General features: G+C 64.8%; 19 protein-coding genes. 3 read left to right on the forward strand and 16 right to left on the reverse strand.

The window, feature by feature from the left end; genetic code table 11:
• Nucleotides 1–150: 150 nt before the first annotated feature.
• The 3 genes from tssM (NKI88_RS14005) to tagH (NKI88_RS14015) form a co-directional block, all read right to left on the reverse strand.
• Entirely contained in the window at nucleotides 151–3,672 is a 3,522-nt protein-coding gene (gene tssM / locus NKI88_RS14005; protein ID WP_352655702.1) for a type VI secretion system membrane subunit TssM, read from the reverse strand.
• Entirely contained in the window at nucleotides 3,669–5,195 is a 1,527-nt protein-coding gene (gene tssL, locus NKI88_RS14010; RefSeq protein WP_352655704.1) for a type VI secretion system protein TssL, long form, read from the reverse strand. The genes tssM (NKI88_RS14005) and tssL overlap by 4 nt, the downstream gene beginning before the upstream one ends.
• A 250-nt stretch (nucleotides 5,196–5,445) precedes the next feature.
• Complete coding sequence (tagH, locus tag NKI88_RS14015) at nucleotides 5,446–6,468, reverse strand: type VI secretion system-associated FHA domain protein TagH (RefSeq protein ID WP_352655706.1); 1,023 nt, start codon at nucleotides 6,466–6,468, stop codon at nucleotides 5,446–5,448.
• 271 nt (nucleotides 6,469–6,739) lie between these two features.
• Between tagH (NKI88_RS14015) and NKI88_RS14020 the strand changes: the two genes are divergently transcribed.
• Genes NKI88_RS14020 through NKI88_RS14030 form a run of 3 tightly spaced genes read left to right on the forward strand, consistent with a single transcriptional unit; the run spans nucleotide 6,740 to nucleotide 10,680 of the window.
• Complete coding sequence (locus tag NKI88_RS14020; protein ID WP_352655708.1) at nucleotides 6,740–9,073, forward strand: type VI secretion system Vgr family protein; 2,334 nt, start codon at nucleotides 6,740–6,742, stop codon at nucleotides 9,071–9,073.
• Nucleotides 9,074–9,080: 7 nt separating this feature from the next.
• Entirely contained in the window at nucleotides 9,081–9,506 is a 426-nt protein-coding gene (locus tag NKI88_RS14025) for a DUF6484 domain-containing protein (RefSeq protein WP_023682625.1), read from the forward strand.
• Between the two features lie 10 nt (nucleotides 9,507–9,516).
• Nucleotides 9,517–10,680 (forward strand): hypothetical protein, encoded by a 1,164-nt coding sequence (locus tag NKI88_RS14030; protein ID WP_352655710.1) that lies wholly within the window; start codon nucleotides 9,517–9,519, stop codon nucleotides 10,678–10,680.
• Between the two features lie 33 nt (nucleotides 10,681–10,713).
• On the opposite strand, the gene NKI88_RS14035 is transcribed toward NKI88_RS14030, so the two are convergent.
• The 13 genes from NKI88_RS14035 to tssF form a co-directional block, all read right to left on the reverse strand.
• Nucleotides 10,714–11,760, reverse strand: a complete 1,047-nt coding sequence (locus NKI88_RS14035; protein ID WP_023682623.1) for a hypothetical protein — start codon at nucleotides 11,758–11,760, stop codon at nucleotides 10,714–10,716.
• Nucleotides 11,748–12,839, reverse strand: coding sequence for a DUF2169 family type VI secretion system accessory protein (locus tag NKI88_RS14040; RefSeq protein ID WP_023682622.1), 1,092 nt, complete (start codon nucleotides 12,837–12,839; stop codon nucleotides 11,748–11,750). Before NKI88_RS14040 ends, NKI88_RS14035 begins: the two co-directional genes overlap by 13 nt.
• 3 nt (nucleotides 12,840–12,842) lie before the next feature.
• Complete coding sequence (locus tag NKI88_RS14045; protein ID WP_023682621.1) at nucleotides 12,843–13,322, reverse strand: hypothetical protein; 480 nt, start codon at nucleotides 13,320–13,322, stop codon at nucleotides 12,843–12,845.
• An 18-nt stretch (nucleotides 13,323–13,340) separates the two neighbouring features.
• Complete coding sequence (locus NKI88_RS14050) at nucleotides 13,341–13,790, reverse strand: hypothetical protein (RefSeq protein WP_023682620.1); 450 nt, start codon at nucleotides 13,788–13,790, stop codon at nucleotides 13,341–13,343.
• A 3-nt stretch (nucleotides 13,791–13,793) separates the two neighbouring features.
• On the reverse strand, nucleotides 13,794–14,633 hold the full coding sequence (locus tag NKI88_RS14055; RefSeq protein ID WP_023708137.1) for a DUF4150 domain-containing protein: 840 nt from the start codon (nucleotides 14,631–14,633) through the stop codon (nucleotides 13,794–13,796).
• A 32-nt stretch (nucleotides 14,634–14,665) separates the two neighbouring features.
• The gene (gene tagF, locus NKI88_RS14060) at nucleotides 14,666–15,202 is read right to left on the reverse strand and encodes a type VI secretion system-associated protein TagF (RefSeq protein WP_023682618.1); all 537 of its coding nucleotides are present in this window, start codon (nucleotides 15,200–15,202) and stop codon (nucleotides 14,666–14,668) included.
• Nucleotides 15,184–18,723 carry a type VI secretion system membrane subunit TssM gene (gene tssM / locus NKI88_RS14065; RefSeq protein ID WP_352655712.1) on the reverse strand — a complete coding sequence of 1,180 codons (3,540 nt, stop codon included), beginning with the start codon at nucleotides 18,721–18,723 and terminating at the stop codon, nucleotides 15,184–15,186. Before tssM (NKI88_RS14065) ends, tagF begins: the two co-directional genes overlap by 19 nt.
• A gap of 1 nt (nucleotide 18,724) precedes the next feature.
• Nucleotides 18,725–20,050 carry a type IVB secretion system protein IcmH/DotU gene (icmH, locus tag NKI88_RS14070; RefSeq protein ID WP_352655714.1) on the reverse strand — a complete coding sequence of 442 codons (1,326 nt, stop codon included), beginning with the start codon at nucleotides 20,048–20,050 and terminating at the stop codon, nucleotides 18,725–18,727.
• 4 nt (nucleotides 20,051–20,054) lie between these two features.
• A complete protein-coding gene (tssK, locus tag NKI88_RS14075; protein WP_023709959.1) occupies nucleotides 20,055–21,389 on the reverse strand; it encodes a type VI secretion system baseplate subunit TssK in 1,335 nt (444 codons plus the stop codon).
• A 160-nt stretch (nucleotides 21,390–21,549) separates the two neighbouring features.
• Nucleotides 21,550–22,002, reverse strand: coding sequence for a type VI secretion system lipoprotein TssJ (gene tssJ / locus NKI88_RS14080; protein WP_352655716.1), 453 nt, complete (start codon nucleotides 22,000–22,002; stop codon nucleotides 21,550–21,552).
• Between the two features lie 3 nt (nucleotides 22,003–22,005).
• Complete coding sequence (gene tagH / locus NKI88_RS14085; protein ID WP_352655718.1) at nucleotides 22,006–23,481, reverse strand: type VI secretion system-associated FHA domain protein TagH; 1,476 nt, start codon at nucleotides 23,479–23,481, stop codon at nucleotides 22,006–22,008.
• Complete coding sequence (tssG, locus tag NKI88_RS14090; RefSeq protein ID WP_023815188.1) at nucleotides 23,481–24,521, reverse strand: type VI secretion system baseplate subunit TssG; 1,041 nt, start codon at nucleotides 24,519–24,521, stop codon at nucleotides 23,481–23,483. Before tssG ends, tagH (NKI88_RS14085) begins: the two co-directional genes overlap by 1 nt.
• Nucleotides 24,485–26,359: a type VI secretion system baseplate subunit TssF gene (tssF, locus tag NKI88_RS14095; protein ID WP_352655720.1), complete on the reverse strand. Its 1,875-nt coding sequence runs from the start codon at nucleotides 26,357–26,359 to the stop codon at nucleotides 24,485–24,487. Before tssF ends, tssG begins: the two co-directional genes overlap by 37 nt.
• Nucleotides 26,360–26,361 lie beyond the last annotated feature (2 nt).

The raw sequence follows: 26,361 nt of genomic DNA on the forward strand, positions 1-26,361 counted from the left end.
CGCTCCGCAACGCCTTGGCTGACGTGCCTGGCCAGTCTGCCACAGCCCCATTCATTAGAGTATCGAAATCTAAGCCGCTGATGACGGACGGTGTGGTGCCGCCGCTGTCTCTGCGTCCTGCAATCGCTGGTCCTGCCATGCAATTCCCCATCAGAAAGCCTTCGGACAGCTGAAGGCGGAAAGCGCCGGCAGCGTGAATGGGTTGCCGTCCTCCCCGGTCTTGATCGTGTAGGCGACATCCCGTCCGCCGATGACGAAATGCGCTTCGAGACTATCGCCATTGGCGGTGACCTGTCCCTTGTCCAGCAATCGTTTCAACGCCCAGGGGCCGTCGAACTTGATTGCGGACTCACGGCCGGGCAGCTCCGGCGTCAGGCTGAGACTGGCCGAACCGGTCTTGCCCGGCCACGGAATCAGGCCCGGCGTGTTGCCGGCCTGGGTGGCCTGCAACACCTGGCCGTCGATATTGAGCAGCGCCATGTCGGCATCGCCATGCAGCGAGAGCGGCGTGAAGGTGATGTTGATCGACGGCACCGGCCCGCCGAGCGGAAAGAAAGCCGCGCGGATTTGTGCCGCGAGCTGAAAGTTCTTCAGCGTCGATTTCGCCAGATTGCGGCCGAACCTGGTGTCCTGTTTCCAGTCCCAGTCCTGGCCGCTCATGTCGACCAGCGACGCCAGGTTCTGCGCGAAAAACCGGTCGAGAACCCCGCCCGGAGAAAACAATCTCGCAAAATCCGCCATGGCGACATCGTCGGTGCCGGCGGGGGCGAATGGAAAGCGCCCGGCAATCACCTCTTCGCACGGACGGCCAACGGTCTCTTCCAGCATCTCGTTGAGATGCGTGGTCGATGTTTCGGCGACGGTGCCCTCGAAATCGTCCGCCGCCGCGCTCACCATCCTGGCCAGCGCCTTCGGCAGCCGCGAGGCATTGGCGCGCAGCGTCGAGATCTGCAGCTGCAGATTGGCGTTGGCCTGGTCGGTCTGCGCGGGGACATCGGCCGCCAGCCGCACGCTCTGATAGATTTCGCGGAAATTCTGGGTCAGGGCGTCGAGCGGCCGCTGCCCCGGCGCCCCGGCCACCAAAGCCTGGAAAGACCGGAACTGGGCTTCGATGTTGGCGCCGGGATCCTGGTTCTGGGTGCTGACAAAGGCGGTCCCGGCCCTGCTCTGCGATTTGCGCGCCGCAATCTCGATGCCGATGCGGGCGAGGCCCTTGGCGCGCGCGGCGATTTCCTGGTCGCTGTCTTGAGACGGCGCAGCCGGATTGCGCTCTTGCGTCAAAGCTGTTTCGCGCGCGATCGCCTCGAACAGCTGCATCAGCGGCGAACTCGGTGATCCCGCTGCGGACAGCGCCAGATATTGCGGTTTGTCGGCGGCCATTGCCTTGAACTTCAACCTGTCGAGCACCTCGTTCCACGCCGCCGCAAAGCCCTTGCCATAACGATCGAGCAGCTCCGGGCCGAGCTTGAGCAATTCCTGGTCGAAACCGCCTTGCTCGCCGCTCGAGCCGATCACCCATTGATCGTCGACCAGCGCCTGCGCGCTCCTGGCAAGTTGCGCCAGATAGAAGTCGAAGCCGGCATGGGTGTAGAGACCGGGGACGCGAAGGCCGGCGAGATCGTTTCCGTCATTGCGCTCGAACAGCATCGGCGCTTCCGGGCCGGCTTGCGAGGCCACCGAAAAATCGTCCAGCGCCGCCGCATAGGTGGCCGACTGGATGAGAGCGGTGGCGCGATCGGCAAGGCTCATGCGGCCGAGCGAGCGCTGGGCGGATTCGACCAGCGTGCGGTTGAGTTCGAACGAGGGATCCTGGTCGTTGTCGAGCGCCAGCATGGCGCGCAAATGCTTCTCCAATTGCGCCCGGCCGTCGCGATTGTGGGCGCCGGGATAGCGGTTCTGTTCCCAGTCCCGTTTCAGCCAGGTGACGACCAGCTCGTCATCCACTTTCGGCGCCTTGCCGCCCAGCATCAGGTAAATCTTCAGCGGCTCGTACAGCGCCATCGGATCGGCCATCCTGGCCTCGATCGTGCGTTCGAGCTGGAACAGCAGGCGCGAGCGGAACATGCGCTCCAGCCCCTGCCGGTAGGCGGTCTCGGAGGCCGAAAGGATACGCTCACGCTGGCTGAGGCCGAACGTCGCCGTGGCCGGGGTGGGCTGGTCTCTCGTATCGTAGCCGGCCGGCAGGCCGCGCAGCGCATCGAGCGCGCCGATGACGGTTTCGAGGTCGGCATCCGACACCGTCGTGCTGGCCAGCAGCGGCGCGGCTGTCGCGCGGTATTGGCCTGCCGCCTGGCCGGTCGCGGCGACCAGCGATTTGTTGGTCGTAAAGCTCAGGCCGAGAACGCCAAGCGCGGCGATCGCTATGGCCGCGATCGCTGTCAGGCCGGCGTAGCGGGCGATCGCAACGCGCCTGTCGGCCGCCCTGTCATATGACACCCAGCCGGACTCGGCGAAAATGACGCGGCTAAACAGATCGTGCAGGAAGAAGCTTTTGCCGGTGCCGGAAAGATGCGCCTGGGCATTCCTGCCGAAACTGCGGCCTATGCTGCCCAGCAACTGGTCGATCGGCGTGCCTTCCTGCGTGCCGGAAGAAAAATACAGGCCGCGCAGGGGGGCGTTCAGCTGCTTGCGCGTCGGCTCGAAAACGCCATCGAGGAAATGCACGATCCGGCCTTTCAGCCCGCCGAGCTGCGCGGCGAAGCCGAAAATGGCGATGCGCGCGACCGGATCGGTCTCCGCCTGCAGCCGCTCGCTCATCTCTTCGGTCAGGCGCTTCACCAGCGCGTCGAATTCGGCTGGCGCTTCTGCGACCATGTTCAGGCCGCGCTCGGCGGTCTGGAAGGTCGCGCCCCACACCTTGCGCCGGCGTGCTTCGTCGAAACCGCCGAAATATTCCATGAATCCGGAGACCAGGTCGGCCTTGGTGAACAGCACGTAGACGGGAAAGCGGACCTTCAGGACCTCGTGGATTTCCTGCAGGCGGCTGCGGATCTCGGCGACACGGGCCGCCTGCTCTCCGTCCGCCATCAGATCGGCAAGGCTGATCGCCAGGATGACGCCATTGATCGGCTGACGCGTCCGGTGCCGCTTGAGCAGCGACAGGAACGCCAGCCAGCTTTTGCTGTCGGTCCGTGCATGGGAATCCTGCGTCGTGTAGCGCCCGGCCGTGTCGATCAGCACCGCCTCGTCGGTGAACCACCAGTCGCAATTGCGCGTACCGCCGACACCCGCCACCGGCTGCGCCTGGCCCGACCCGGCAAGCGGAAAGTTCAGGCCGGAATTGACCAGCGCGGTGGTCTTGCCGGCGCCCGGCGGGCCGATGACGATGTACCAGGGGACGTCGTAGAGGAAGTTGCGCTTGCCGCTCGACTGCCTGAGCGTCGCGACTGCTTCGTTCATGCGAGCTTCCAGCACCTTTGCATCGCTGCCGTCATCCTCGGCGCTGGCCATGGCGGCCTCCAGCGCCTTCTGCGCCTTGCGCCTGCGCCAGAACCGGATTGCATAGATGATCGCCACCGTTCCGACGACGATGCCGATGATCGCTGCCCGCAGCCAGATGGGATCCAACGGCCGGGCGCCGGCAAAGCGGATTAACGGGCCGGCGTACCAGACCGCGGCGGCAAAGCCGGCGAGCGCGAGCGCGCTGAAGATGCGCAGCAGCCAGCCGGTCACAGCATCTCCTCCCGCGGGATCATTACATCGACACGGCGGTTTTTGGCGCGGCCGTCCGGCGTTGCATTGTCGGCGATGGGCTCGTCCTCGCCCTTGCCCTCGACCTTTGTCCGCGACGGATCGCTGAAATGCGCTGCGATCATCTTTTCCACCGACTGGGCACGCGCGACGGAGAGGTCGAAATTCGATTTGAAGGCGCTGGTCTTCTTCGGTTTGACGTTGTCGGTGTGGCCGACGATCCGGATCGGCCCGCGCTCCGCGTCGAGAGCCGCCGCGATGCTGGCGGCCACCGGCTCGAACTCCGGCTTGACCTCGGCTCGTCCCGACTGGAACAGCAGGGCGTTGCTGATTTCCACGATGATGAAATCACCCTTGGTGCCGACGCTGACGCCGCCGCCTTCGATCTCCTTGGCCAAGGCAGTGCGGATGCGATCGACCTGCGCAATCGTCGTTGGCGCTGCGACGACTTTCACCTCCTCGGTCAGCGGCACGAAACCGGTGCGCTCGATGGTGACCGGCGTCGCCGGATTGAGCGCCAGCAACTCGCCGGCAACAGCCTCGCCATCATTGGTGATGAGCACGCGCAGCGTGAAAAAGGCTGCGGTCAAAACTGCCGCGGTTGCAGCGGCTATGGCCCAGAGCGGAACCCGCCTGGAGCCTTGCGCCGATGTCAGCGACAAGCCTTGCCAGCGCGGCGAGATGTCGTCGTCACCGGGGACTCGGAAATAGGCTGATGTCTCGTAGACGTCGCGGCGGACCCGTTCGAGGCTCTCGCGCGGCTGGCCGCGATACTGGCCTTCGAAGCCAAGCGACAGGCAGACATGCATCAGCTCGATGAGATTGCGATGAGGTTCCGGCGTCGCCAGCACCGTGTTCAGCGCCTGGAAAAAACCGGCGCCGGTGGGTTTGACCTGGAAGAAGCGCTGCAGCATGGCGTGCTGCGCCCACGCATCCCGGCTGGAACCGGGCAGATTGGCGACGATATCGTCGGCGGCTTCGCAAAGCACATAGCTGGCGATGCGCGCATCCTCTTCCGAGGTATCGGTCCTGGCGATCTTGCGGTCGAAATCCTCGATCAGGCCGGCGACATGCTGCGCCAGCGGCTCGGCCGGTCTTTCGACAGCCATCAGCCGCAGATGCCCAAGCAGTATCAGCAAGGGCGCCGCGGCAGCGACGATCGGGTTGGCCGCGCCATAATCGACGGCATCGCTGGCGCCGAGCAGCGCATCCCATGGCGTTTTCCCCGCCGTCCCGGCTGAGCCGTGAACGGGCGGATCGGCCGGCGCGTTGGCGAAGGGCGTTCCCTGATAGATCACCGTCCCCGTGACGTCGCACGGCGGCTGGCGGCCGGCGTTGGGATCGAAAACCGTGGGTTCCGGGACGCTGGCAGGGGCGATCACCGTACTGCCGGGGGCCGGCGCATCGCGGGCGAGAACCGTCTTTTGCTTGCGGCCGGGATTGGGGCGGCTGGGGCGGATGACGGTTTTGCCGGTCGGATCGAAAGGATCATCCTTCGAGCTCATCGCCGATCCCTGCCTCTACGCCCGCGCGCCGCGACGCACAGCGCCATGTCCGCGCAAACGCGGACCGCAGGACGCTATCTCGCCGTGACATGACATGTGCCGCAGACCCCCGAGGTCGACCAACCGTACCCGCGTGCTCAATCGTCGTATGTGATCGTAGTCTCAGAAGGTTGCGATGGAAACCCGGCGCAATTTTGGTGGCCGGCCCGTGCTCGGGTCGCCTTCACGGTGTCTTCAGCGGTGCGCGGGCTTAGCCCTTGCCGGCCTTCTGTTTGGCGGCCTTGGCATAGGCTTCACTGAAATAGGTGAGGAATATGTCCAGCATGCCATTCTCGTGCGCTTCCTCCTTGGCCCGCCAGGTCGCGACCAGCGCGTCCCAGGCGCGCGTTTTCTTCGAGGCAAAGGAGGATGGCGGCAGTTTTTTCGCAATCGCCTCGGGCGACAGATCGTCAAGCAACCGCGACAGCGCTGCCTGCATGGCGGCGAAGGTGGCGAATTCATGTGTTTTGAGGTCGTGGAAAGCGTCTTGGATGCTGTGCCTGGCATCGAGATAGCCGGCCCTGCGCCGCGCGAACATGATGTCGAGGATTTCGTCTGTCCCGGGCACGAACTTTAGCGGATTGTTGTCGGCGGAATTGATCATGGTCCGGTCGCTGGTCTTGGCCAGGACTTTTGCAGCGGCGCGCGCCTTCAACAGCAACACCAGCTCGTCGACGACGATGCGCAGCACCGCGCCGATCTCGCCGGCTACCTCCTGCGGTTGGCGCAGCAAAAGCACCTCTGGTGGAATGCCGGCGCCGGCGGCAATCGCGCGCAGGATCTCGTCGGCTTGCTGCGGCCGGCTGGAGACCGAAGCGGGTGGCGCGGTCGGTGACCGTGGCGATGCGACATGGTCTGGAAAGGATCCGGCAACGGGCATCTGCCGTTGCGTCGAACCATGGCCACCGAAGGCTGGGTTCCCGTCATCGATCGACACCGAGACGATATAGCGGCCGATCCGGAGCCGGTCCCCTTGCGCCAACCGATGCGGGCCGGTCAGGCGCTGGCTCGACCCATTGACGAATGTGCCGTTGCGCGAGACGTCGTGGAGAAAAAAGGCGCCGCGTTCGTAGCGGATTTCGCAATGTCGGCCGGAGATGAACTTGTCCGGATCGGGCAAGGTCCAGGCGCAGTTCTCCCGCCCGATCTCGAAGCCGCGGTCGCGCGATGCGTAGCCGGGCGGCAGCCCGGCAGGCAGGACATCGACATTGCTGATCTGCAGACTGATGAACATGCGCTATGGACCGTCGACCGCTGCCGTTTCCATTGATCCGATGTGCCACAGTCTAGCAGCTTGCGGGCACAGCGGGAGAGCGGCGTTTCACACTGGCGAAAGCGGCGCAAACAGCAACGGCCTGCCGCTTGTCCTCTTTGGTCTGCCATAGAACATGTGGTAGGCTCAACATGGCTTGGGTGGCAAGTTGCGAAATATCCCTGAACGTGAGGTCGTTAACACAAGAAGGGCTTCGAACCTGCCACACTAGCGCTCAGGAGGGGCACGACCCATGCCGAGTGAACAACGCGCCGCGCTTGTGCAGACGCCGGTCGGCGCCGAGCTGTTGACCTTTACGCATCTCGTCGGCCGCGACGAGATCAGCCGCTGCCTTGCCTACACCGTTGGATTTGTTTCGACCAATGCCGATATCGACCCGCTGAAGATGCTGGGCGGCGCCGTTTCGATCGAAGGCGAGGCCGACCCCAAGCGCTGGTTCAGCGGCCTCATCGCCGAGTTTCGCCTTACCCGCATCGAAGATCGGCTGGCTCACTATGAGGCGGTCGTCAGGCCGTGGCTGTGGTTCCTCGGCAATACCACCGACTGCCGCATTTTCCAGGACAAGACTGCCGTCGAGATCGTGGAGGAGATCTTCTCCAAATATGGCGGCATCGCCAAGTTCGAGAAGCGCTTGCAAGGCTCCTATCCGCCGCGCGAATATTGCGTGCAGTACGACGAGAGCGACCTCGATTTCGTGCAGCGGCTGCTCGAGCATGAAGGCATAATGTACTTCTTCGAGCATGCCGAGGGTGAGCACACACTGATCCTGGCCGACGCCATGAGCAAGCTCAAGCCGGCGCCGGGCTATGAGACCGTGCTCTATCAGTTCGAAGGACAGGGCTCGCGCCGCGACGTCGAATACATCACCGAGTGGATTCCAGGCAGTGCGGTGCGCCCGGGCGCCTATGCCCACACCGACTATGATTTCGAGAAGCCCGCCGCCGATTTGATGGCGAAGTCGGCACAGCCCTTCGGCCACAAGCAGGCTGCCGGCGAGAACTATCGCCACCCCGGCGCGCATCTGGAAGTCGGCCGCGGCGACAGCCTGGCGGCGATCAGGCGCGAAGAAATCCAGGCGCCGCATATGCGCATTGCCGCCGTCGGCACCGTGCGCGGCCTGTTCTCCGGCTGCACCTTCAAGCTCGACGGCTTTCCGCGCGACGACCAGAACAAGGAGTATCTGGTGATCAGCGCCGAGTACCGGCTGTTCGATCCGGGCTATCGCGCCGGCGTCGACACCGATGGCGAGAATTTCAAGGTGGTGCTCGGTGTGGCGCCGACCTCAGTTGCTTATCGGCCGCCGCGCATCACGCCAAGGCCGATCATGCGCGGGCCGCAGACGGCGACGGTCGTCGGTCCGTCCGGCGAGGAGATCTTCACCGACAAATATGCCAGGGTGAAGGTGCAGTTCCACTGGGACCGCCTCGGCAAGAAGGACCAGAAGAGCTCCTGCTTCGTGCGGGTGTCGCAGACCTGGGCCGGAAGCGGCTGGGGCTTCATCCAGATCCCGCGCATCGGCCAGGAAGTGATCGTCGATTTCATCGAAGGCAATCCGGACCTGCCGATCATCACCGGCCGGGTCTACAACGCCTCGCAGATGCCGCCCTACGGACTGCCTGGCAACGCCACGCAGTCCGGCTGGAAGTCCAACTCGTCGAAGGGCGGTGGCGGCTACAACGAACTGATGTTCGAGGACAAGGCCGGCTCGGAGCTGGTCAACTTCCAGGCGCAGAAGGACCACCACCTTCTGATCAAGAATGATCGCCAGAAGCTGGTCCAGCACGACCAGTCCGACCGCATCGACCACGACGCCAAGCACTCCGTCGGCCACAACCTCGACGAGGACGTCGGCAACAACAAGACGGTCAAGGTCGGCGTCGACCAGACGACCAATATCGGGTCGAACGACACCGAGACGGTGGGCAAGAACCGCTCACTGACGGTGGGGGTCGATGAGACGATCAACATCGGCTCGAACTCGACCGAGACGATCGGCGCCAACCACACCCAGACCGTCGCGATCGTGCAGACGGTGACTGTTGGCGCGGCGCGGGTCGATTCGGTCGGAGCATCCGAGACCCGAACTGTGGGCGGTCCGCAGACGAACACGATCGGTGCGACGCGGTCGGTCACCGTAGGTGCTGCGCAGAGCCACGATATCGGCGCGGCTGATAGCTGGAACATCGCGGCGGCGCAAAGCGTCAATGTTGGCGCCGATCAGAGTTTCACCATCGGCGGGGCACAGTCGTCGCAGATCGGCAAGGGCAGGTCGGCAAAAATCGCTGCGGACGACGCAACCGATGTCGGCGGCGGGCACGCGCTCAAGGTCGGCAAAGGCAGCGGAATCCAGATAGCCGAAGACAGTGTGATCAAGGTCGGCAAGAATCTGATGATCGAGGCGGCCGACTCGATCACGCTCAAATGCGGTTCGGCCTCGATCACGATGAAAAAGGATGGCACCATTGTCGCTGATGGGAAGGATATTACCCTCAAGGGCAGCGGCAAGATCACCGTCAAGGCCGACGGCGAGGTGATCGTCAAGGGCAGCACGATCAACAACAATTGAGGGCATCATCATGGAAGTGCTGGAGCGTATCGACGGCGTCGTGATCGGCCTGCTGATCGGCTTCCAAGGCGGGGCGCCGCTGGTTGTCTTCGTCGGCAATCCGCGCGAGACCGCGATAGCGGCGCGCAGCCTGACGGAGCTGGACGTTTCGGCCGTCGGATCCGAACTGGCTTTGCTCTTCGAGGGCGGCGACCCGGCGCGGCCGCTGGTGGTCGGGCGCATCGTCGATCCTGCGCCCCGCGGCAGGAGCCTCGAAGTCGTCCGCGACGGCGAACGTGTCGTCATCAACGGCGATGAGCGCATTGAACTGCGCTGCGGCCTGGCATCGATCATTCTGGAGAAGAATGGACGCGTGACCATTCGTGGCACCCAGTTGACCAGCCAGGCCAGTGGCACCAACCGCATCCGCGGCGGGGCCGTGCATCTTAACTGAGGCATTGCCGATGCACAGCATCGCGACCATTGCGGCGATCGTGGACCAACACGCCGAGGACGCGGCGTTCCTGTGGCTTCGACGTCGTCTGGAGATCGACGGTCCAATCCTCGACGAGACCGATATCGGCCGCATCGACCAGCGTCTCGAAGCCAATCTCGAAGGGCTCATGGCAGCCGGCAAGGCCGGTTGGGAAGCTGCTCAAGCGCGCTTCGCCGACTACGCCGAACCGGGCGAGATTTTCGTGCTTGGCACTCTGGCAATGCGTTGGAGCGATGCCAAATTGGTGACCTCTGCAATCGACGCGGGCGCAAGCCTAGGTGACGCCGGCATATCGAGCCTGTCTGCCGCGATCGCGCGCACGCCGGGCGAAAACCTGCGCCCGTTCGTGGCGCAGTGGCTGGACACGCGCGACGCGCGGCTGCGCTGTCTTGGGCTATCTGCGCTCTGGCATCATCGCGTCGATCCGGGACAGCGCCTGCATGATCTGGCCAGCCATTCCAATGCGAACGTGCGTTGGCGCGCCGTCCGGCTCGCCGGCGTGCTCAGGCGGCGCGACCTGCTTCCGGAAGTCCTGGCTGGGCTTGACGGCGAGACAACGAAAGAACGTCTTGCGGCCGCCTTCGCTGCTTGCCTGCTTGGCGAGGCTCGGTCCGCGCACTCGGTGATCGACAAGATCGTGCTGACGGAGACGGACCATGCGCAGGCGGCGATCGAGTTGCGCCTGCTGACGACGCCGCCGAAGGCCGGCAAGGCCTGGCTGCAACCACGTCTCGGACAGCCTGTCTTGCGCATCGCGGCCACGGCATCGATCGGGCTGCTCGGCGACCAAGCGGTGGTGCCGTGGCTGATCGAGAAGATGCGCGAGCCGGAACTGGCATCCGCAGCGGGTGCAGCACTTCGCGATCTGTTCGAGGTGGACTTCGGCGACACCGACCTTTTCGTTGCCGATCCAGCTGTTCTTGGCGAGGGCTTTGCCCAACTCGACGACAGCTCGCTGCCGGCCGCCGATCGCGTCGAAGCATGGTGGGACGAAGGGCGCGGCGGGCGCAACCATCGTCTGTTCCGTTCGATGCGCAGGCTCAGGGTGGATGCGTTGCGCGCGGCAATCGCCACGCCCGAGGCGCCGCTGGCAGACTGGCGCAGGACACGCAAGTTCCCGGCGTGGATGTGATCGCTTTCGCCGAGGGAAGGCTTGTCCCTCCGTTCAGCGTTGGCGGAGGTCGGTAAGCGCGATCGCCGACCGGTTGCCACCCTCGGATGCAAGCTCGCAGGCTGCGACGCGGCCCGGCGCGTAACCGCTTATAAAACTGTCGGCCGCCAGCATCAGAACAAGTGCCGCACTAGCGGCTCCAATGTCGCCGACCGTCATCGCAGGGTAGGCTGTCGGGAATATCTCGCGGTGCGTGCGGTAGAAGCGCGAGCGACCGACCAGTTGTTCGAGCCCGCTGTACCGTTCCCCGTTTCCATTGCTGACAAGGAACTCGATATCGGGTTCCTTGGGTCCGGACCCGCTGAAGGCAGCAAGCAGCGAAGCCACCATCGCACGGCCTTGACTCTGGCGTTCGGAAAGAACGCTGTCGATCTCTTGAGCCAGGCCCGCCCCGCAAATCATTGCAGCCGGCCCGCTCCCCGGCGCTCGCGTCAGGCGCACGAAGACAGCGCCCTCGCCAGGGACTGCCCCTTGAGCATTGTTTTCGGATTTCAGACGATTGGCTCGCATCAAGCGCGCAATGTCGGTCCCGTTGACGAGGCTGTCCACACCACCCAGCAGCACCTGCGCGACGGTCCCGGATTCTAGCATGTCGCCGGCATAGTCGAGCAGTCCGGCGCTGGCTGCGGCACCGCCGTCAAATACCCGCGAGCCGGCATTGAAGCGCAGGCCGCATCGCTCGAAAATGGCATTCAAAAGGCGCCCCCGCTCGACCTCTTCATACGCCGGATGGTCGCGGAAACTCTCCGGCAGCGCGAGCAGAACAGCGGTCTGGTCCGGCGTTGCCTTGTTGTCGAGCATCGCCTCCTTGAGAGCGCGGGCGCCCATGCTGGCGAGCCATACCCCGTCATTGCGTCGCAGGCCCGCCTTGGCTGGAATGCGTGCCACGATCTGTGTGGTGGGAAACGGCTCTGAAAGAGGCACCTCCTGAAATGCTGACAGGTTGGCGCGAATGGCTGAGATGGTCTGGCGCGCGTTCAATCCAGCAGGCGTGACGGCGCCACCAACCGAGATGTAGAGCGGCCGCTTCACGGCTGCCACGCCGAGCGATCGCGCAGGGCCCCGTCGCCGCCGAGAAGATTGAGATAGAGTTTTCGCTTGCGGCGCGCATTGATCCAAACAGGAGAAATGTGGCCGAAGGCGATTTCCCGCAGCGCCGGCACGTTGCGCCGGATTACCACTGCCAAACGAGCCTTAAGGGTCACGCGCTTCAAGTCAGGCTCGATGAGCACGGTGTCAGGCTTGAACGCGTTTTCTTCTACACGATCGTCATAAATGAGCCGAAGCGGGGCCGTGATGCGCGGCAGGCGGAAATCCCATCTGCCCGAAGCCGTCATGCCGATCACCGTGATATCCTCGCCGTTGCCGATGCCGGCCATCTGCTGATCGGCTGGGGCGCACATATAATGCCGCGTGTCGAAGTCTTTGGGAGCGAGCGGCCATTGGGATTCGAGCCAAGCCTTGTCGTAGGTTCCGGCGAAAGCCAGGCGCGGTTGCCAGCCCCGGCCAATCGTCCCGAATCCCGCCGGCCTCAGGGATTCCCCAGGTCGGGCTTGCGCTTCGCCCGGATACATGACGTTGGGCGCCTCGGTTCTGACCGCAGGATCTGCAGACCGGGCGTTATGGTACCCCACGCCGACTGGGTTGCGCTGGTCCGTGCGCAAGTCTTCCAAAGTGCCGCCATAGGTGCGTTCATAGACGATCGGCATGGTCCGGAAAGGCGCCGGTGCGCTGTAGCCGCCGGAGTCGTAGATCCGGTCCCCGACGACCTGCAATACCTTGCGGATCGAGTTACCGACACGCAGGCCAACCTGCATCTCGCGTACCGGCCTTCCATCCGGCGCGTGCGCGACGCCATTCACGATCACCTCGGCGCCAGGCTTGACGGGCGCGATGTCCGCTTCGTAGCGGGTCGATGAAAGGGCCGGATCGCCAAAAGGCTCATCGCCAAAGATCACCGGCACCTGTTCGGCCGCTGGCTGGAATTCCTTTCCTTCATCCGTCGCCGTGAAACTTGCCGATAGCATGACAATCAGAGTTTCTTGGCCGTCAGCATTCAATTGGACGTGCGTCGCGGCGGCGAAGGGTGTCCTGTTTTCCAGCCAGACATCGAAGGCCATCGTTCAGCACCACCGGCCGTTTTCATCAAGCCCGATCGGCCAATAGGGCATGGCCGTCAGCAGTTCTACATATTCCTTGTTGCCTTCATCGACGACCCATTGCAGCAGGAACACCTCAGGCGCGAGGCGGTCGGCCGCGGGCAGCGTTTCCCCCACCGCAACGCATCGCAGCCAGTATTCCCGCACGAGCCACACCACCGCCGGATGATTCGCCGGGCCGGCCGCTGCATCATCCAGCTGGGCCGTGATCGCTTGATTGACGGTCAGGCCGCCATCGACCAGTTCGTCGAGGCCAGCTTCCCAGATCTCGGAAGCCACCTCGAACGTCTCCTGCAAGTCAGCGAGGTAGGCCTTGAACAGGGACCTATAGGCAGCAGAGGCCTCGCGGCGCGAAAGGCGAATTCCATGATCGGGACCGACAACGTCCTGGGGTGCGTTGAGAAGCCGGTTCAGGCCGAGTTCGACACTATGATCAATCCGCATTGCCATCTTCTTCTAGCCTCAGCACATTTCGAGAGATGGATCCTCGCCGATCGGGACATAGACGAAGTACTTGAAGTACTTGAATAGTTCCGTGTCGTATTCGGACATCATTTCGACCAGCAGCAGATTGGGCGGCACGGGACCGCTGGCGTCCGCTTCGTCGCCATCCTCACCCCAGTTCGATTCATCGTCCTCGTCGTCATCATCGGTCTGTCGGGCGTACCGTTCAAGGTTCAGGCCATGAACCTTGAAGTAGTGCTTGCGGTAGATCGCCAGAATCCGTGGATGGGCCACCAGCCCGGCGGGCCAATGCAGATTGGCTATGTTCTCACCGGAGGCGTTCAGGCGCTGCTGCAGTGCGCCCCACCATTCCTCGATCGCCGGCATGACGGCGTGGAGCTCTGCGGTCCACGCATCGATTATCGCCGTATAGTCAGCGTCGAGATCGGCAAAACCCGTTGCACTCATCGCCTAGATCCCCCGAGCGTTCATGAACTTCCTAATCGCCTTGTTGTCCACCTTCGACTGCCGGCCCGGCTGGCTGTTGCTGTGGCTGGAGCAATGCGGCCTGACGTAAAGCGCTTTCATCGCATCCTTGAAGCCTTGTGGGACGATCTCTATATTGCATCCACCCGCGTACCACGCTGCCTTCTGCGTCGGCTGGTGATCGGCGATCAGCGGGGCTTCCTTCCCCGAAATTTGCCGGTTGACCTTGGCCTCCAGTCGCTTGATCGCGGTCTTGTTCTTGCCGGTCGTGCGTTTCTTCAACCTGTCAAGGTTACGTTTGCATTCCCAGCATGGCCGGTTCTGAACCTTGGCTTTCTGCGGGCCTGTTGGCTGGGTGTAATGATCGTCGTAGCAATAATCGGTCGTGCATTTCTTCTTCTCTTTCACCAGAAGAGCATTGCGGAAGTTGACCAAGGCGGCGGTATCGATGGTGTTCGGGAGTGGACTTGCCGTGTTCTGCTCCATGGTGTCGCCATGGCGGCAGACACCCTTACCCTCCACCTTGACGACGAACGACCAGAGCTTGAACACTCCCTTGCCCTTGATCTTGTGCGTTATGACCCCCGCGCCGAGGCCTTGGGTGGCCGGCTCGTTGCCGGTGCTGGTCGCAACCTCCGACGAGCTTTCGAGCGCGGTCGGATTGCCTTCGATCTTGACGCTCTTACTGCCTTTGGTGAGATCGCTGGAAGACAGCATGTTGACGTATGGAACCGGAACCGGGCCTGCCGGCGGGGAAGGCGGGCTCAAGCACACATCTCCCGGCGCCACGCCCTTGCCGCCGCTTCCTTTGTGGAAGAAGCCCATGCCTTCAGCAAAGACTGTGCTGCCCATCAGAGCTATTCCGTCTCAGGGCGCGGGGCGCGCATTTTCGGCAGGGCGTTGGCCGCCAGGTCGTGAATATCCGAGAACGCGAACTCATGCACCGACCAGTCGTCGAGCCAGAAGCCAATCCGGTTCGGATCGCCATGGCTGTTGCTGGGCGCGGCAAGGTTGGCCAAGCCTTCGGCTATCCAGGACTGCGTCCTCTGCAATTCGACCGCTTCATCAACGATTGACGCAACGCCGTCGAACCATGCATCGTCAGGTGCCGGTGTAGCCCCAATCCCGATGATCGCGAACGGATAGCGGCGTCCCACGCGGTCCTCGCTCATGCGCCATGCGCCGGCACAGGGCCGGTCGCCGAAAATGCCGCTCTTGACGATGAAGCGCCAAACACGCGAATCCAATTCCCCCTCGTCTGGCCTCTCGCGCAACTCCATCGACATCCAGCGGTCCCAGCGGTCGATGAAGGTCCGCGGCAGGTTTACGGCAACGAAATCTCCGGTCGCCGGAATCTTGCCGAAGAAGCCGATGTTCAGATCTGCGGCGGACATGAGAATTTCTTGAACATCTGGAGGTTGTAGGGATTTTCCACGCTCGCCGCCTTGAGCTTGAAATCGGCGTACATGCCTTTCGTCCCCAGCCGCAGGCTGTAGACATCGGACAGCGACGTCCCGGTGAAGCGGCCGCCGCGCAGCATCCTCAGCCACGCCCAGCTTCCCGTCTCGTTGAGCATGATTTCGGGCGAGCCGTCGATCGGCTGGAAGGCGAGCGAGATGACGCCGGTGCCGTCCTTGCCGGGCCAGGTCATCGGTTGCGGTCGCGTCGCATTGTTGAAATAGACCAGGTTCTGGCCATCGAGGTTGAGCGTGACGCGGGTCACGTTGGGCGACAGGTCGGTCGGCTCGAGCGTGAAGGCCATCACCGGGCCCTGACCGCCGGGAAAGAGATCGTCGCGGATGCGCCGCGCCTGCTCGAAGGCGGCGAGCGCCGATGGGTCGAGGCCGAAATCGGCACGCCATTTCCAAGGCTGCGCCGAGGTGTCGACATAGCCGATCAGATGGTCGTTGATGAAGCCGTCGATCATCCCTGCCGGTCCGAACAGGCGGGCGAAGTCGCGCACGTTGACGTCGACGGCACTGTCGGGGCTGAACGGATAGCGGTCGTTGAGCGCGGCCTGGCAGAAGGGCAGGATGTCGGCGCGCCAGATGGCGTTGAGCTCGGAGGCCACGGCCTTCTGCGTCAACCCGCTGGTGTCGCCGGCAATGCCGCTCAGCCAGGTGTTGACCGGGTCGGGCAGGATTTGCGCCTGGCGGGCGACGGCGCCGGTCAGTTCGGCAAGCCCGCCCTGTTTCTTGATCGCGTCCTGCGGGTCGGGATTGGCGGTCACCGTCTGCAGCACGTTGGACAGCGCCGTCAGCGCGACGACCGCGGCATCGAGCGCCGGCGGCTGGCCGTCGACCTCGGCAATCGTGCTCTTGAGCGGCTTGAAGTGTTCGGCCACCAACGTGCCGGTCAGGTCGACTTCGCTGGCCGATCCTGCGCGCGGCAACAGCTTGGCGCCGGTCTTGACGATCTTGCCCAGTTTGCCGAGCTTGCCCAGCAGTTTCGAGCCGCCCTTCGCCGCCGCCTTGTCGTCACCGGCCGGCGCGTCGTCCGAGCGGGTGAGGTCGACCTCCTGGACCACCGCCGTCAACAGCCGCTTCAACGCGGAATCGGCACTGGAAAGGTCTTTCAGATTCTCGCTGGCAATGTTGAGGTCGCTGAGCGGCGCCAGCCGCATGTCGCGCAAAAAACTGTCCCACTGCGCGATATAGTCGTCATAGTAGAGCTTCAGGATATCTTCCGACAGCGCCGACACCGACGTCTCGGAATTTTCCGAGCAGCCGCCGGCAAACACGGCGCGGTCGAGTGCCGCCTGGGCGGCGACATCCTCGACCCGGTCGAGGATCGCATCGTGGAAGCCGTCATAGGTGAAGGCGCCTGATATGCCGACGCGCAGCGTCTTGTCGGAGCGTCGCGAAAACACCTTGGCGCCGTTCGGCCCGGCGAAATTGGCGGGGATCCATTCCTTCAATCCGGCCACCGCCGGATCGGCCAGCAATTGCTTGTAGGCCCGCGCCGGCAGCGAGATCGTGCAGACCGTTTTCAGCGCTTCGGCGACCAGCGCCTGGTCGGGCGCGATGTAGCTGTCGTCGACCGCCATGCGCCGGATCGCGGCCAACTGGTGTTCTTCCGCATCGGCGGTCGGGAAGGGCGCGGCCGGCGCGAATTCGGGCAGGTCGTTCACCCACCAATTCTCGACGAAATCCGAATCCATCTGAGACAGGCCGGTCATCATGCGGTAGGTCTTGAGTGCGCCCAGCATGAAGTCCGGATCGCGGATCTGCCGCCACATGGTCGCTTCGAGCAGCGCCACCATCCGCGGCTCCAGCACGTTGCGCAGAGCGTGGTCATAGGTGTCGGTCTGCGCCCGCATCATCTCGGCCGAAGCCGATGGTCCGAGCAGGTCCTGTGCCTTGTTCGGAGGCGCAGTCCTGGCATTGACGACTTCGTCCATGGCGGTCAGGGCAACGTCCATCGCCGGCTGCAGCACCGAGGCGGGCGTCGCCGCGGTCGACGTCAGCGGCGCCTGCAGCGCTTCGAACTGGCCGGCTTGCGCGGCGATGGCGTTGCGATTGTCGTAGTAGGACCAGGTGAACAGGCCACCGGCGAGTATGGCCGCAGCCGCGCTGGCAGCGGCGGCACCGCGCCAGATCCAGCTGCGGCGGCGCTGCGCCAGCGGATCGAAGGTGCCGAGCCCGGCCTCCTTGAAGATCACCTCGGTCAAAAGGTTCTTGAGGAAGAAGCTGCGCTTCTCGAAGCGCTGCGCCGGCATCGTGCGTCGTGCCGGCAGCCCGAAGGAGGAGGCGAGCGCCGCGGTCAGCCGGTCGATTGGCGCGCCTTCCTGGGTGGCCGAGGTCAGATAGAGGCCGCGCAGCCAGGCTGCCTCCTCGTAGCGGCTCTCGCCGAACATCGCCTCGACCAGCACCTGGATCGGCTCGGACAGGCTTTGCAGCTGTGCGGGAAAGCGGAAGATCTCGGCCCGTTCGGCCAGCTTGTCCTCGTCTTCCAGCCGCGGCACCAGCCGCTTTTCCAGCTCCCTCGACAGCATCGTGATTTCGCCCGCGATCGTCTTGGCGTCGACGCGCGCGTCGAGTGGGAAGGTCGTCCCCCACACCTGTTCGCGCGCCTGTGTCGACAGGCCGCCGAAGAAGGCCTCGAAGCCTCTGATCAGATCGGCCTTGGTCAGCATGAGATAGACCGGCAAGCGGATTTCCAGCCGCTCCTCGAGCTCGGCCAGGCGCCTGCGGATCTTGCGGCCATGCGCCTTGACGGCTTCGTCGCCCTCGGACAGCGCGTCGATCCCAAGCGCAACGATGACGCCGTTGAGTGCACGACGGCCGCGGTGCTTCTTCAACAGGTCGAGGAAGCCCAGCCATTCCACGGCGTCGACATCGGGCTGGCTCTCCTGCTGGACATAGCGGCCGGCGGTGTCGATCATCACTGCGTTTTCGGAGAAGAACCAGTCGCAGTTGCGCGTACCGCCGATGCCCTGCAGATCGTCGGTGAGGTCGATCGGAAAGTTGAGGCCGGACTGGCGCAAGGCCGTCGTCTTGCCGGTCGCCGGCGGGCCGACGATCACATACCACGGCATCTCGCGCAGGAATTTGCGGCCGCCGAGCTTGCGGCGCTTCAGCTCGACCATGACGTCCTGGAACTTGGCGCCAACCGCGGCGACGTTTTCCTCGCCGGGGCTGAGCCGCTTTTCCTCGACCGGGGCGGAAATCTCGGCGACGAACATGCGGTTGGCGCGGATCGCGCGGCGCTGCGCGACGATCAGCCAGATCAGCCAGAAGATCACCAAAAGCGCGATGATGACGATGCGCACCGTCTCCGACGCCATCGGCACATAGTCGCCGACCCGTACGATCGGGCCGAACACCCAGATGATCAGGGACAGCAGCGCCAGGCCGATCAGCGTCCACAGGAAACGCGAAGTCAGGACCGCCCAGAGGAAGCGCAGGATGAACATGTCACAGCCTCTTTTCGACCAGCACTTCGACGCGGCGGTTCAAGGCCCGCCCCTCGCGTGTGCCGTCGTCGGCGACCGGATCGGTTGCGGCCCGGCCTTCGGAGCGCACGCGCTCCTTAGGCACGCCGTTCTGAACCAGGATATCGGCAATTTCCGCGGCGCGGGCTTCAGACAGCCGCTGGTTGGTGGACAGTGGGTTGGTCTTTTGCAAGGGAACGCCGTCGGTGTGGCCGACCACCGTGATATCGCCGATCAACTCCTGATTCTCGAGGATCACCTTGGCGACCGAGGCGATGAGCGGATCGAAGCCGTCTGTCAGCTGTGCTCGCGACGACTGGAAGAGTTCGGGATTGGAGGCCTGGATGACCAGCCGCGCCAGCGACACGCTCTCCGTGCCGCTCAGCGCTCTCTTGAGCTCGTCGGGTGCTGCCGCCTGGAATTCCGGCAGCAGCGCGAAATCCACCGCCACCGGCGGCGGCGCGTCGACCTTCGGCGAAGCGCGGGTGACATCCGTACGCGTCGGCGGCGGCAAGGCGCGAACCAGCGCCGAAAGCTCGACCGCCTGGCTGCTCAGGCTCATCGACAGCCCGATATGAATGGCGGTGGCGATCACCGCCGCTGCCGCAACCATCACCCAGATCGGCACGATGAAGCGCTGCGGCTCGTCGGAGGCGATCACGCCCTTCCAGTTGGGCGAAAGCTGTGCGCCTTCGGCGTCGCTGTCGCGCAGGAAGCGCGCCGCGGCCACACGCACGGCATTGAGCGAACGGTCGCCGGAGCGGCCCGGCACGCGATATTTGCCGCGGAAGCCGAGCGCCATGCAATGATATTGCAACTCCAGCATTTCGCGGTCGCGATTGGGATGGCGCTCCAGCTCTTCAAGACGGGCGAAGAACTGCGCGCCGGCATCGACGTCGCCGCGCAGCATCACCACCAGCGGCTGGCGTGGCCATGCGCTGGCGCCGCCCCACGGCGTGTTCAGCGCCAGATCATCGAGCAACGCGGCCACCAGCCACGCGGCCTGGTCGGCGCGCTCAAGTGACGATCCCTGTGCCATGGTGGCGTCGCGGCAGCGCACGAGTTCGTCGAGCAGCCTGGTGCGCAGGGCTTCCGGGTTCTCAGGCGGCTGCGCGTTTTCGAGTTCGGGTGCAAATTCCAGCAGCGGCGAGAACGCGTTGACGAGCACGTTCGGATGCGCGCGCGCGGAGCGTTTCGCGGTCACCCCTGACGCCGGCAGCGGCATGGCGCGCGGCGTTGGCGCTCCGCTCAGCCGAATGCGCGTCCGCTCCCGATCCTCGGACAGTCCGAATGGATCGTCCCTGCTCATCATCTCACCTGTTGACCGAGTAGCAGTCGACCTGCGGTTCGCTGGGCAGCACGCCCGAAACGCCGATCACAAACCCGGGCGCTTCGAGCAGCGAGGCCCAGTGCTCGCTTTTCTGGTCCAGTTCGAGGCACAGCCGGTCGCCGTCATAGGGAATTTCGCGCGGCTGCGAATGCAGGGGCTTCAGCGGAATGCCGGGCAGGCGTGATTTCCACAGCCCTTCGAATTCGCTGGCCGAGCCGACGGTCGCCTGGTTGACGAAAATCTTGCGCAAGGCATCCTCCGAGAGTTCGGAGCCGATCCGCACCACGATGCGGCTCGCCACCAGAAGTTTCGGGTTGTCGATGCGGATCTTCCACACATTGGTCGCATGGCGCATGACCGGCAGGGCGCGGGATTTCGGCTCGATGTAGCGCAGGCTGAGGATGAGGGAGCGTAGCGCGTCGGCCAGCGCCGAATAGGCCGGGCCTGGCGCCATGTGGTCGTAGACAGGCAGTTCGCCGAGCCGCCTTGCACTCGAGCCATAGGTCGCCATCGAGCCGGCGAGACCGGCCAGCTCCATATAGACCTCGGCCGGATGGAACACGTCCTGCGCCAGCATGTGCGCCAGCCGCGGCCGCGCGGCGTTGACCAAATTGAGGATCAGAAGATCCTCGACGCTGCGGCCGGGGCCGCCCAGCACCATCTTGCCATGCGCCTCGGCGATCTGGTCGAGGCCGGTGACCACTTCCTGCAGCAGGCGGCTGTACCAGGACGCCGCGCCGATGACCAAGGTCGGCGGCAGGAAGGTGTCGTCCAAGGCCACGCCGCCATCGGCGCGCACGCCCTTGAGTTCGGCCACCGGCAGCGCGGTGTAGCCGCCGACCGCCGTGCCCGGCGCCAGCAACAGCGCCTGCGGCCGTGCGATCTCGATTTCCTCGGGATCGGAGCCGCCATGCACGGCGTCGCGCACCGACACGATCCGGCCGCGATAGCGCGCGCCGGACGGCTCGGCGTGAGCAGGGTCGAAGCCGACGCCGCCTGGCGGCTCGAGCGGCAGCGCTATCAGCACCGGTCCAGCGCCCATCTCCGGCGTCACCGCCAGCGGCCGCGGCGCATCCATCGTCTCGGGGATCGCGAACGGCGTCCCGTCTGGAAAGATGCCGCGTGCCGAGAGCACCGAAATCTGGCCGGCATCGAGCTGTGCCTGATCGAGCGTCAGCGTTCGAAAGCCGAACGTATGCAGATGCCCGGCCTGCAAGGCGCCGCGCACCGTCGCTTCGAAGAAGCGGTCCTGTTGCTGGAAATGCTGGGTGCGGAGGAACAGCCCCTCCGACCACAGCACCCTGTTTGCATCGCTCATGCCGACACTCTCTGCTTCCTGCTCATCGCCTCGCGCGGCTTTGCGGATTTCGCCGCCCAATGCATGTCGCTCAAAAGTGGTCACGGTTTTGAGAGAACGACATGCATAAAAACAAAGACCTAAAGCGCGTCGCCTGGATCGCGTTCAAACGCGACGCGCTTTAGGCGGAAATGCCGCCGCTGCCGAGCTTCACATTGACGGTGAACTTCGATCCCGGCGAAACCGATTTGGTCGTACGCCAGTTGCGCCCGCCGGGTTCCCTGATCAGCGCGACGAAGCCGAGTGCTGCCACTTCCGGCTCGACCGTGATGGTCTTCGATGCGGTCTTGCCGGGTCCGACGGAAATCGTGTCGGAGCCGATGAGATCGCCGCCAAGTGCGGAGCCGGCACCGCCCTGCAGGGCGAAATAGTCGGCCGAATTGAAGGCGCCGGTGCTTTTCAGCCGCAAGATCATCACCGTCACCGGCCTGTCGCCGCCGCCCGGTCCCGGGTTCATTCCGGCGCCGCCGGCAAGATTCACTGTGATGACGGATGGTTTGGGCGGGCCGCTCTGACACGCCGTCAGCAGTCCCGTCGCCCCGATGGCAAGGATAAATTCGCGTCTGTCGATCATGTCTCAGTCCTCCTCATATGCATCACGAAAATCAGCGCCGATTTCGCCCAGAAAACGCGTCTCGGCGCTGTGAGCGATTTCACGGTGGCGTTTCTGGTACAATTCCCAGAGCTTGGCGCCGCGCCCGCCGGTCAGCAGATTGCCGATCGCCGAGCCCGACTTCAGTTCCTGCTCGATCGCCGCCGGATCGAAGCGGTCGATCATGCGCTTGAGCGCGCCTTGCACGCCGCGCCAGGCACGAACGTGGTGCTGCGCCAGATCGCGCACCGCGTCCTTGATCGCCGCTTCGGCGCCGAGGAAACCGGGGCTGCGCTCGGCCAGCATGGTCACCAGAGCATCGTCGACCGAAGGCAGGAATTTGAGCGGGTTGACCTCGGATGCGCCAACCACGGTCTGGGCGACGCGGGCGTTGCCCTTCTCTTCGGCGCGCTTGCGCAAAAGCTGCATCAACCCTTCCATCATCAGCCGGTATTCGCGGCCGAACTTCTCCATGTCGGCCACCGGATCGCTGCCGGGAAAATCGGCCTCGTCCATGCCCATGCCGCGCAGGAAAGCGGCGCGCAATTCCGCGTCCGCCTGTCCGGCCGACGGCCGCGCTGCAGCTTGCCGGACAGGCGCGCGTGGTGGCGGTGGAGGCGGGGCTGGCGGTGGCCGCTGTGGCGATGGCTCGGCCGCGCGGACCGGCAGATCCCAGGGCGCCGGGGCAGGCGAGGGCGCATCCACTGCGCCGCCATCCGTCACGCCGGCGTCGAGGCTGGTGGACTCGGCAGGGCCGAAACCAAACCCGTCATCGAAGGCCGGCGGCTGCTCGGAACTGGATCTGCTCGGCTCTCTCGACAGCGGTGCGGAATCGAGGCCGAAGGGATCGTCGAACAGCGGCTTGCCAACACCCTTGTCGGGGGCGGTCTCGGCCACCGGCGTTGCCACAGGGTCGAGGCTGAACGGATCGTCGAACGCCTGCGAGCTGCGTTCATCCGCACGCGCGAACGCCCCGGGCACCGGCTTTTCGAACGGATCGGGCAGGTCGGCAGGGCGTGGCCGTCCCGGCTCTTCTTGGGTCGTGGACAAAAAGAAATCGTCGCCACCGAGACTGACCGGCGCCCGCGACGCCACCGGCTTGCTGGCGGGCATCGAAGGCCTCAAGGCCGGCGCCTCGGTCTTCGCCGTCTGCAAATCGACGCACACCACATAGTCGCCCAGCCGCAGCCGCATGCCGCTTTGCAGCCGCTCGGTATTTCCCGCGCCGAGTGGGCTGCTGGCATCGTCGATGAACAGCCCGCTGCTGGAAGTATCGGTGACGAAATAGCCGCCCTGCTTGCTGGTGATCTTGCAGTGGGCGCGCGAGACGAACATGTCGGGATCGATGATCTGCCAGTCGGCGTCGGCGCTGCGGCCGATCACCAGCTCACCCTCGTCCAGCCGCGCCTGCCGCGTGACTTGCGCGCGGGGTCCCTGTTCGAGCGTCAGCAGCAGGCTCATCAGGCAACCTCTTCCCGCCAGCCGACGATGGTGCGCAGCCGCAAGTCTTCGGCATCGCCTCGCGCAGGGTTGCGCGCCAGCCAGGTGGTGCGGGCAAGCTGGACGGTGCCGAGCTTTGCCGGCGGCACTGCCTTTGCCGCAAGCACGATCCTGAGATCGACATCGATGGTCTCGCCGATTAGGTCGCGCACCGCCTGCTTCAACAGCTTCAGCCGCTCGCCGCCGGGCAGGAACGCCTTGTAGTCGATATAGCTGAGCGCACCGATGCGCAGTTCGATTCGGCTTTGCCGGCTGAACGAGCGCGGGCCGATGGTGGCGCTGCGGCCGAGTGTGGCATAGCTGCCGGCCAGCCGGCTCTGCAGCGCCTTGGGAATGGTCATCCAGCCGCCGACGAATTCCTTCAGCACCACCGGAACCTTGAAGGCTTCGGCCAGGAACAGCGTCAGTCGCTCGGGGCCGTCGACTTGGGCAGCGAGCGAGGCGGCCTGGCGAAGTTTTACTGTATCGAGTTCGGCATCCTGCGTGCCCGGCAGCCCGATGCCGGCCATCGCTTCCAGCATGGAACGGACGCGGCCGCCGACACCGCGTTCGACCTGCACAGCCGGATGCGCATCCGCCCAGGCCCGATAATAGAGCGCGATCATCCTGTGCTGCAGGATATTGACAAAATCGACGAAGGTCGTGTCGCTCGTCTGCCGCGCCTCGGCGCCGGCATACCAGCGTTGCGACAGGCGATCGAGCACCCAGCGCGTCAGATGCAGTGGCATCGGCCCTTCGGGTCCGAGCAGGCCGAGATTGTTGACCGTGACGCGTGCCGGCGACTTGTCCGTCGGCTCGCGGAAATCCACCACGTCCTGCACCGCGAAGGACAGCCGCACATTCTGGCCGAGCCTTGCCGGCTCGCGGTCCGGCCGGCCGGAATGGCCGAACAGGCCGCCTTGCCGTTCGAGCCGGCGCAGCAGTTCGAAGAAGTCGAAACTCTCGGACAGGGTTGCGGCTCGCTCTAGATCAGGTAGCGATTGCCGGGCGTCATCGGCCATGGCACATCCTCCTGTTTCTGGAGCAATCGCGTGCGCGTGCGCACGAACCCGTTTATTCCGGCATGACGGGCAAACAGCCGCGACAGCAGCCCCGACATCAGCAAGGTGCTCTGCCCAGCCAGCACCGACTGGTCGACATGCAGCGTCACCTCCGTGCCGCGGCCGAAGCACATCGGCCCTTCGATCGCCAGCCTTTCGATCACCGCGCGCGAGTCGATGCGCACGATCGAGCGCACATTGCGGGCGAGCCCGGGGTCGCCGCGCTCGGCATAGAGATCGAGCAGCGCGTGCAGCGGATCGACGCCGCGGCCTTCCTTGGCCAGGCTGAGGAAGTTCAGCGCCAGCTGCGACACCAGCCGCCAGGCCAGATCGTCGGCGCGCGACTCGCTGTCGGCGCCGGTCGGCAGCGCTGCCGGGATGGCCGGCTGCGGCGAACGCAGCGCGCCGAGCAGCCTGACCGATTCCACCGGGTCGCCCGCTTCCAGCGTCAGCGTTGGCGTGTCGTCGAGGATGGCAAGATCGCGGTTTGTGCACAGTGCCACGACGTCGACGCGCTTGAGCGGCCGGTTGGCCTGACTGTTGACTGGGCGCGACACCGCCAGGAAGACGTCGTCGCCGGCATAGGAGGTCCGCGTCACGCCCTGGCGCCGCTCGTCCTCGGTCGGCCGGCGCGGCCGCCGCTCCGTCGAATAGACCCAGCCGCTGCCGCGATTTTGCCCAAGGCTGAAGAGTTCCGGTATCTCCGCGTCGGGTCCCTCGGCATCGGCGTCTTCGACGCGGATGACGCGGTAGATTTCAAAGTCGCGCGCCCGCGTGCGGTCGGCATGCAGCACCTGGCGTGTCTTGCGCTGGTCGAGCTCGACGATGTTGCACTCGCGCTCGAAGAGATTGATGATCGGGGTGGCGAAGAGATCGAAATCCGCCGGCGTCAGATCGGCGAGTTCGGGCACCGGACGCCGGAACAGGAAGATGATTTCGAGCCCGGCCTGGCATTTGCGCACGACCGGCAGCAAGCCGGTGACGCGCCCATAATGGAAGCGCTCGGGCATCATGAAATATTCGCGCAGCAGGCGGTAGCCTTCGAAGGTCGGCCGCGTGCGCGGCATCAGCGCCTCGGCATCGGCAATGCCGACCATCTCCGGCGGCGGTAGCGGCGACAATGGATTGGTCTTGCCTTCCGGTCGAGCGCCGACACCAGAGCAGACTCCGAAGATGGCGTCGAAGATTAGCGGCGCCTTGGTGCGGTTGGCGAAATAGAAGTCGAGCCGGTCGAGCGCCAGTTCGTCGAGCTTGCCTTTGCCGGTCCGCGCCAGCGTGATGCGAAGTGCCGCTTCGCCGGCCTTGCCGGCGATCGGGCCGATGCCGGCGGCGGCAAGCGCGCTGCGGTCCTGGAAATAGCCGACCGAACTGATCGCGATCGGAAACAGCGTCATGTCCTGCGCGGTGGTGAAGGTGCAGCGTGTCGACAGGCCGGCCTGCAGGCTGGAGACCAGCCGCGTGCCGCGCTTGACGACGTGGCCGGCAAGCATTGTCTGCACCTGCTGGCCGGGCTTCAGCACCACCATGGCGGTTGCCGGCACCGGCGTAACGAGATCGGGATAAAGCACGTCGAGGATGCTGCGCGAAAACCGCGAGCGCTCGGCATCCACCTTCAGGCGCGTGCGCGCGGCGAGGAAGGCGACGCCGTCGAGCAGCCGCTCGACATAGGGGTCGGGACACGGCACCGTATCCAGCGACAAATTGCGGGCAACCGCCGGATGCATGTCGGCGAACTCCGCCGCCAGCCCGCGTATGTGGGACAGTTCCTCCTCGTAATATTCTACGAAGACCCGGTCCATCT

Origin of the sequence: Mesorhizobium sp. M0317, assembly GCF_040321555.1 — a bacterium.
Taxonomy (GTDB): domain Bacteria; phylum Pseudomonadota; class Alphaproteobacteria; order Rhizobiales; family Rhizobiaceae; genus Mesorhizobium.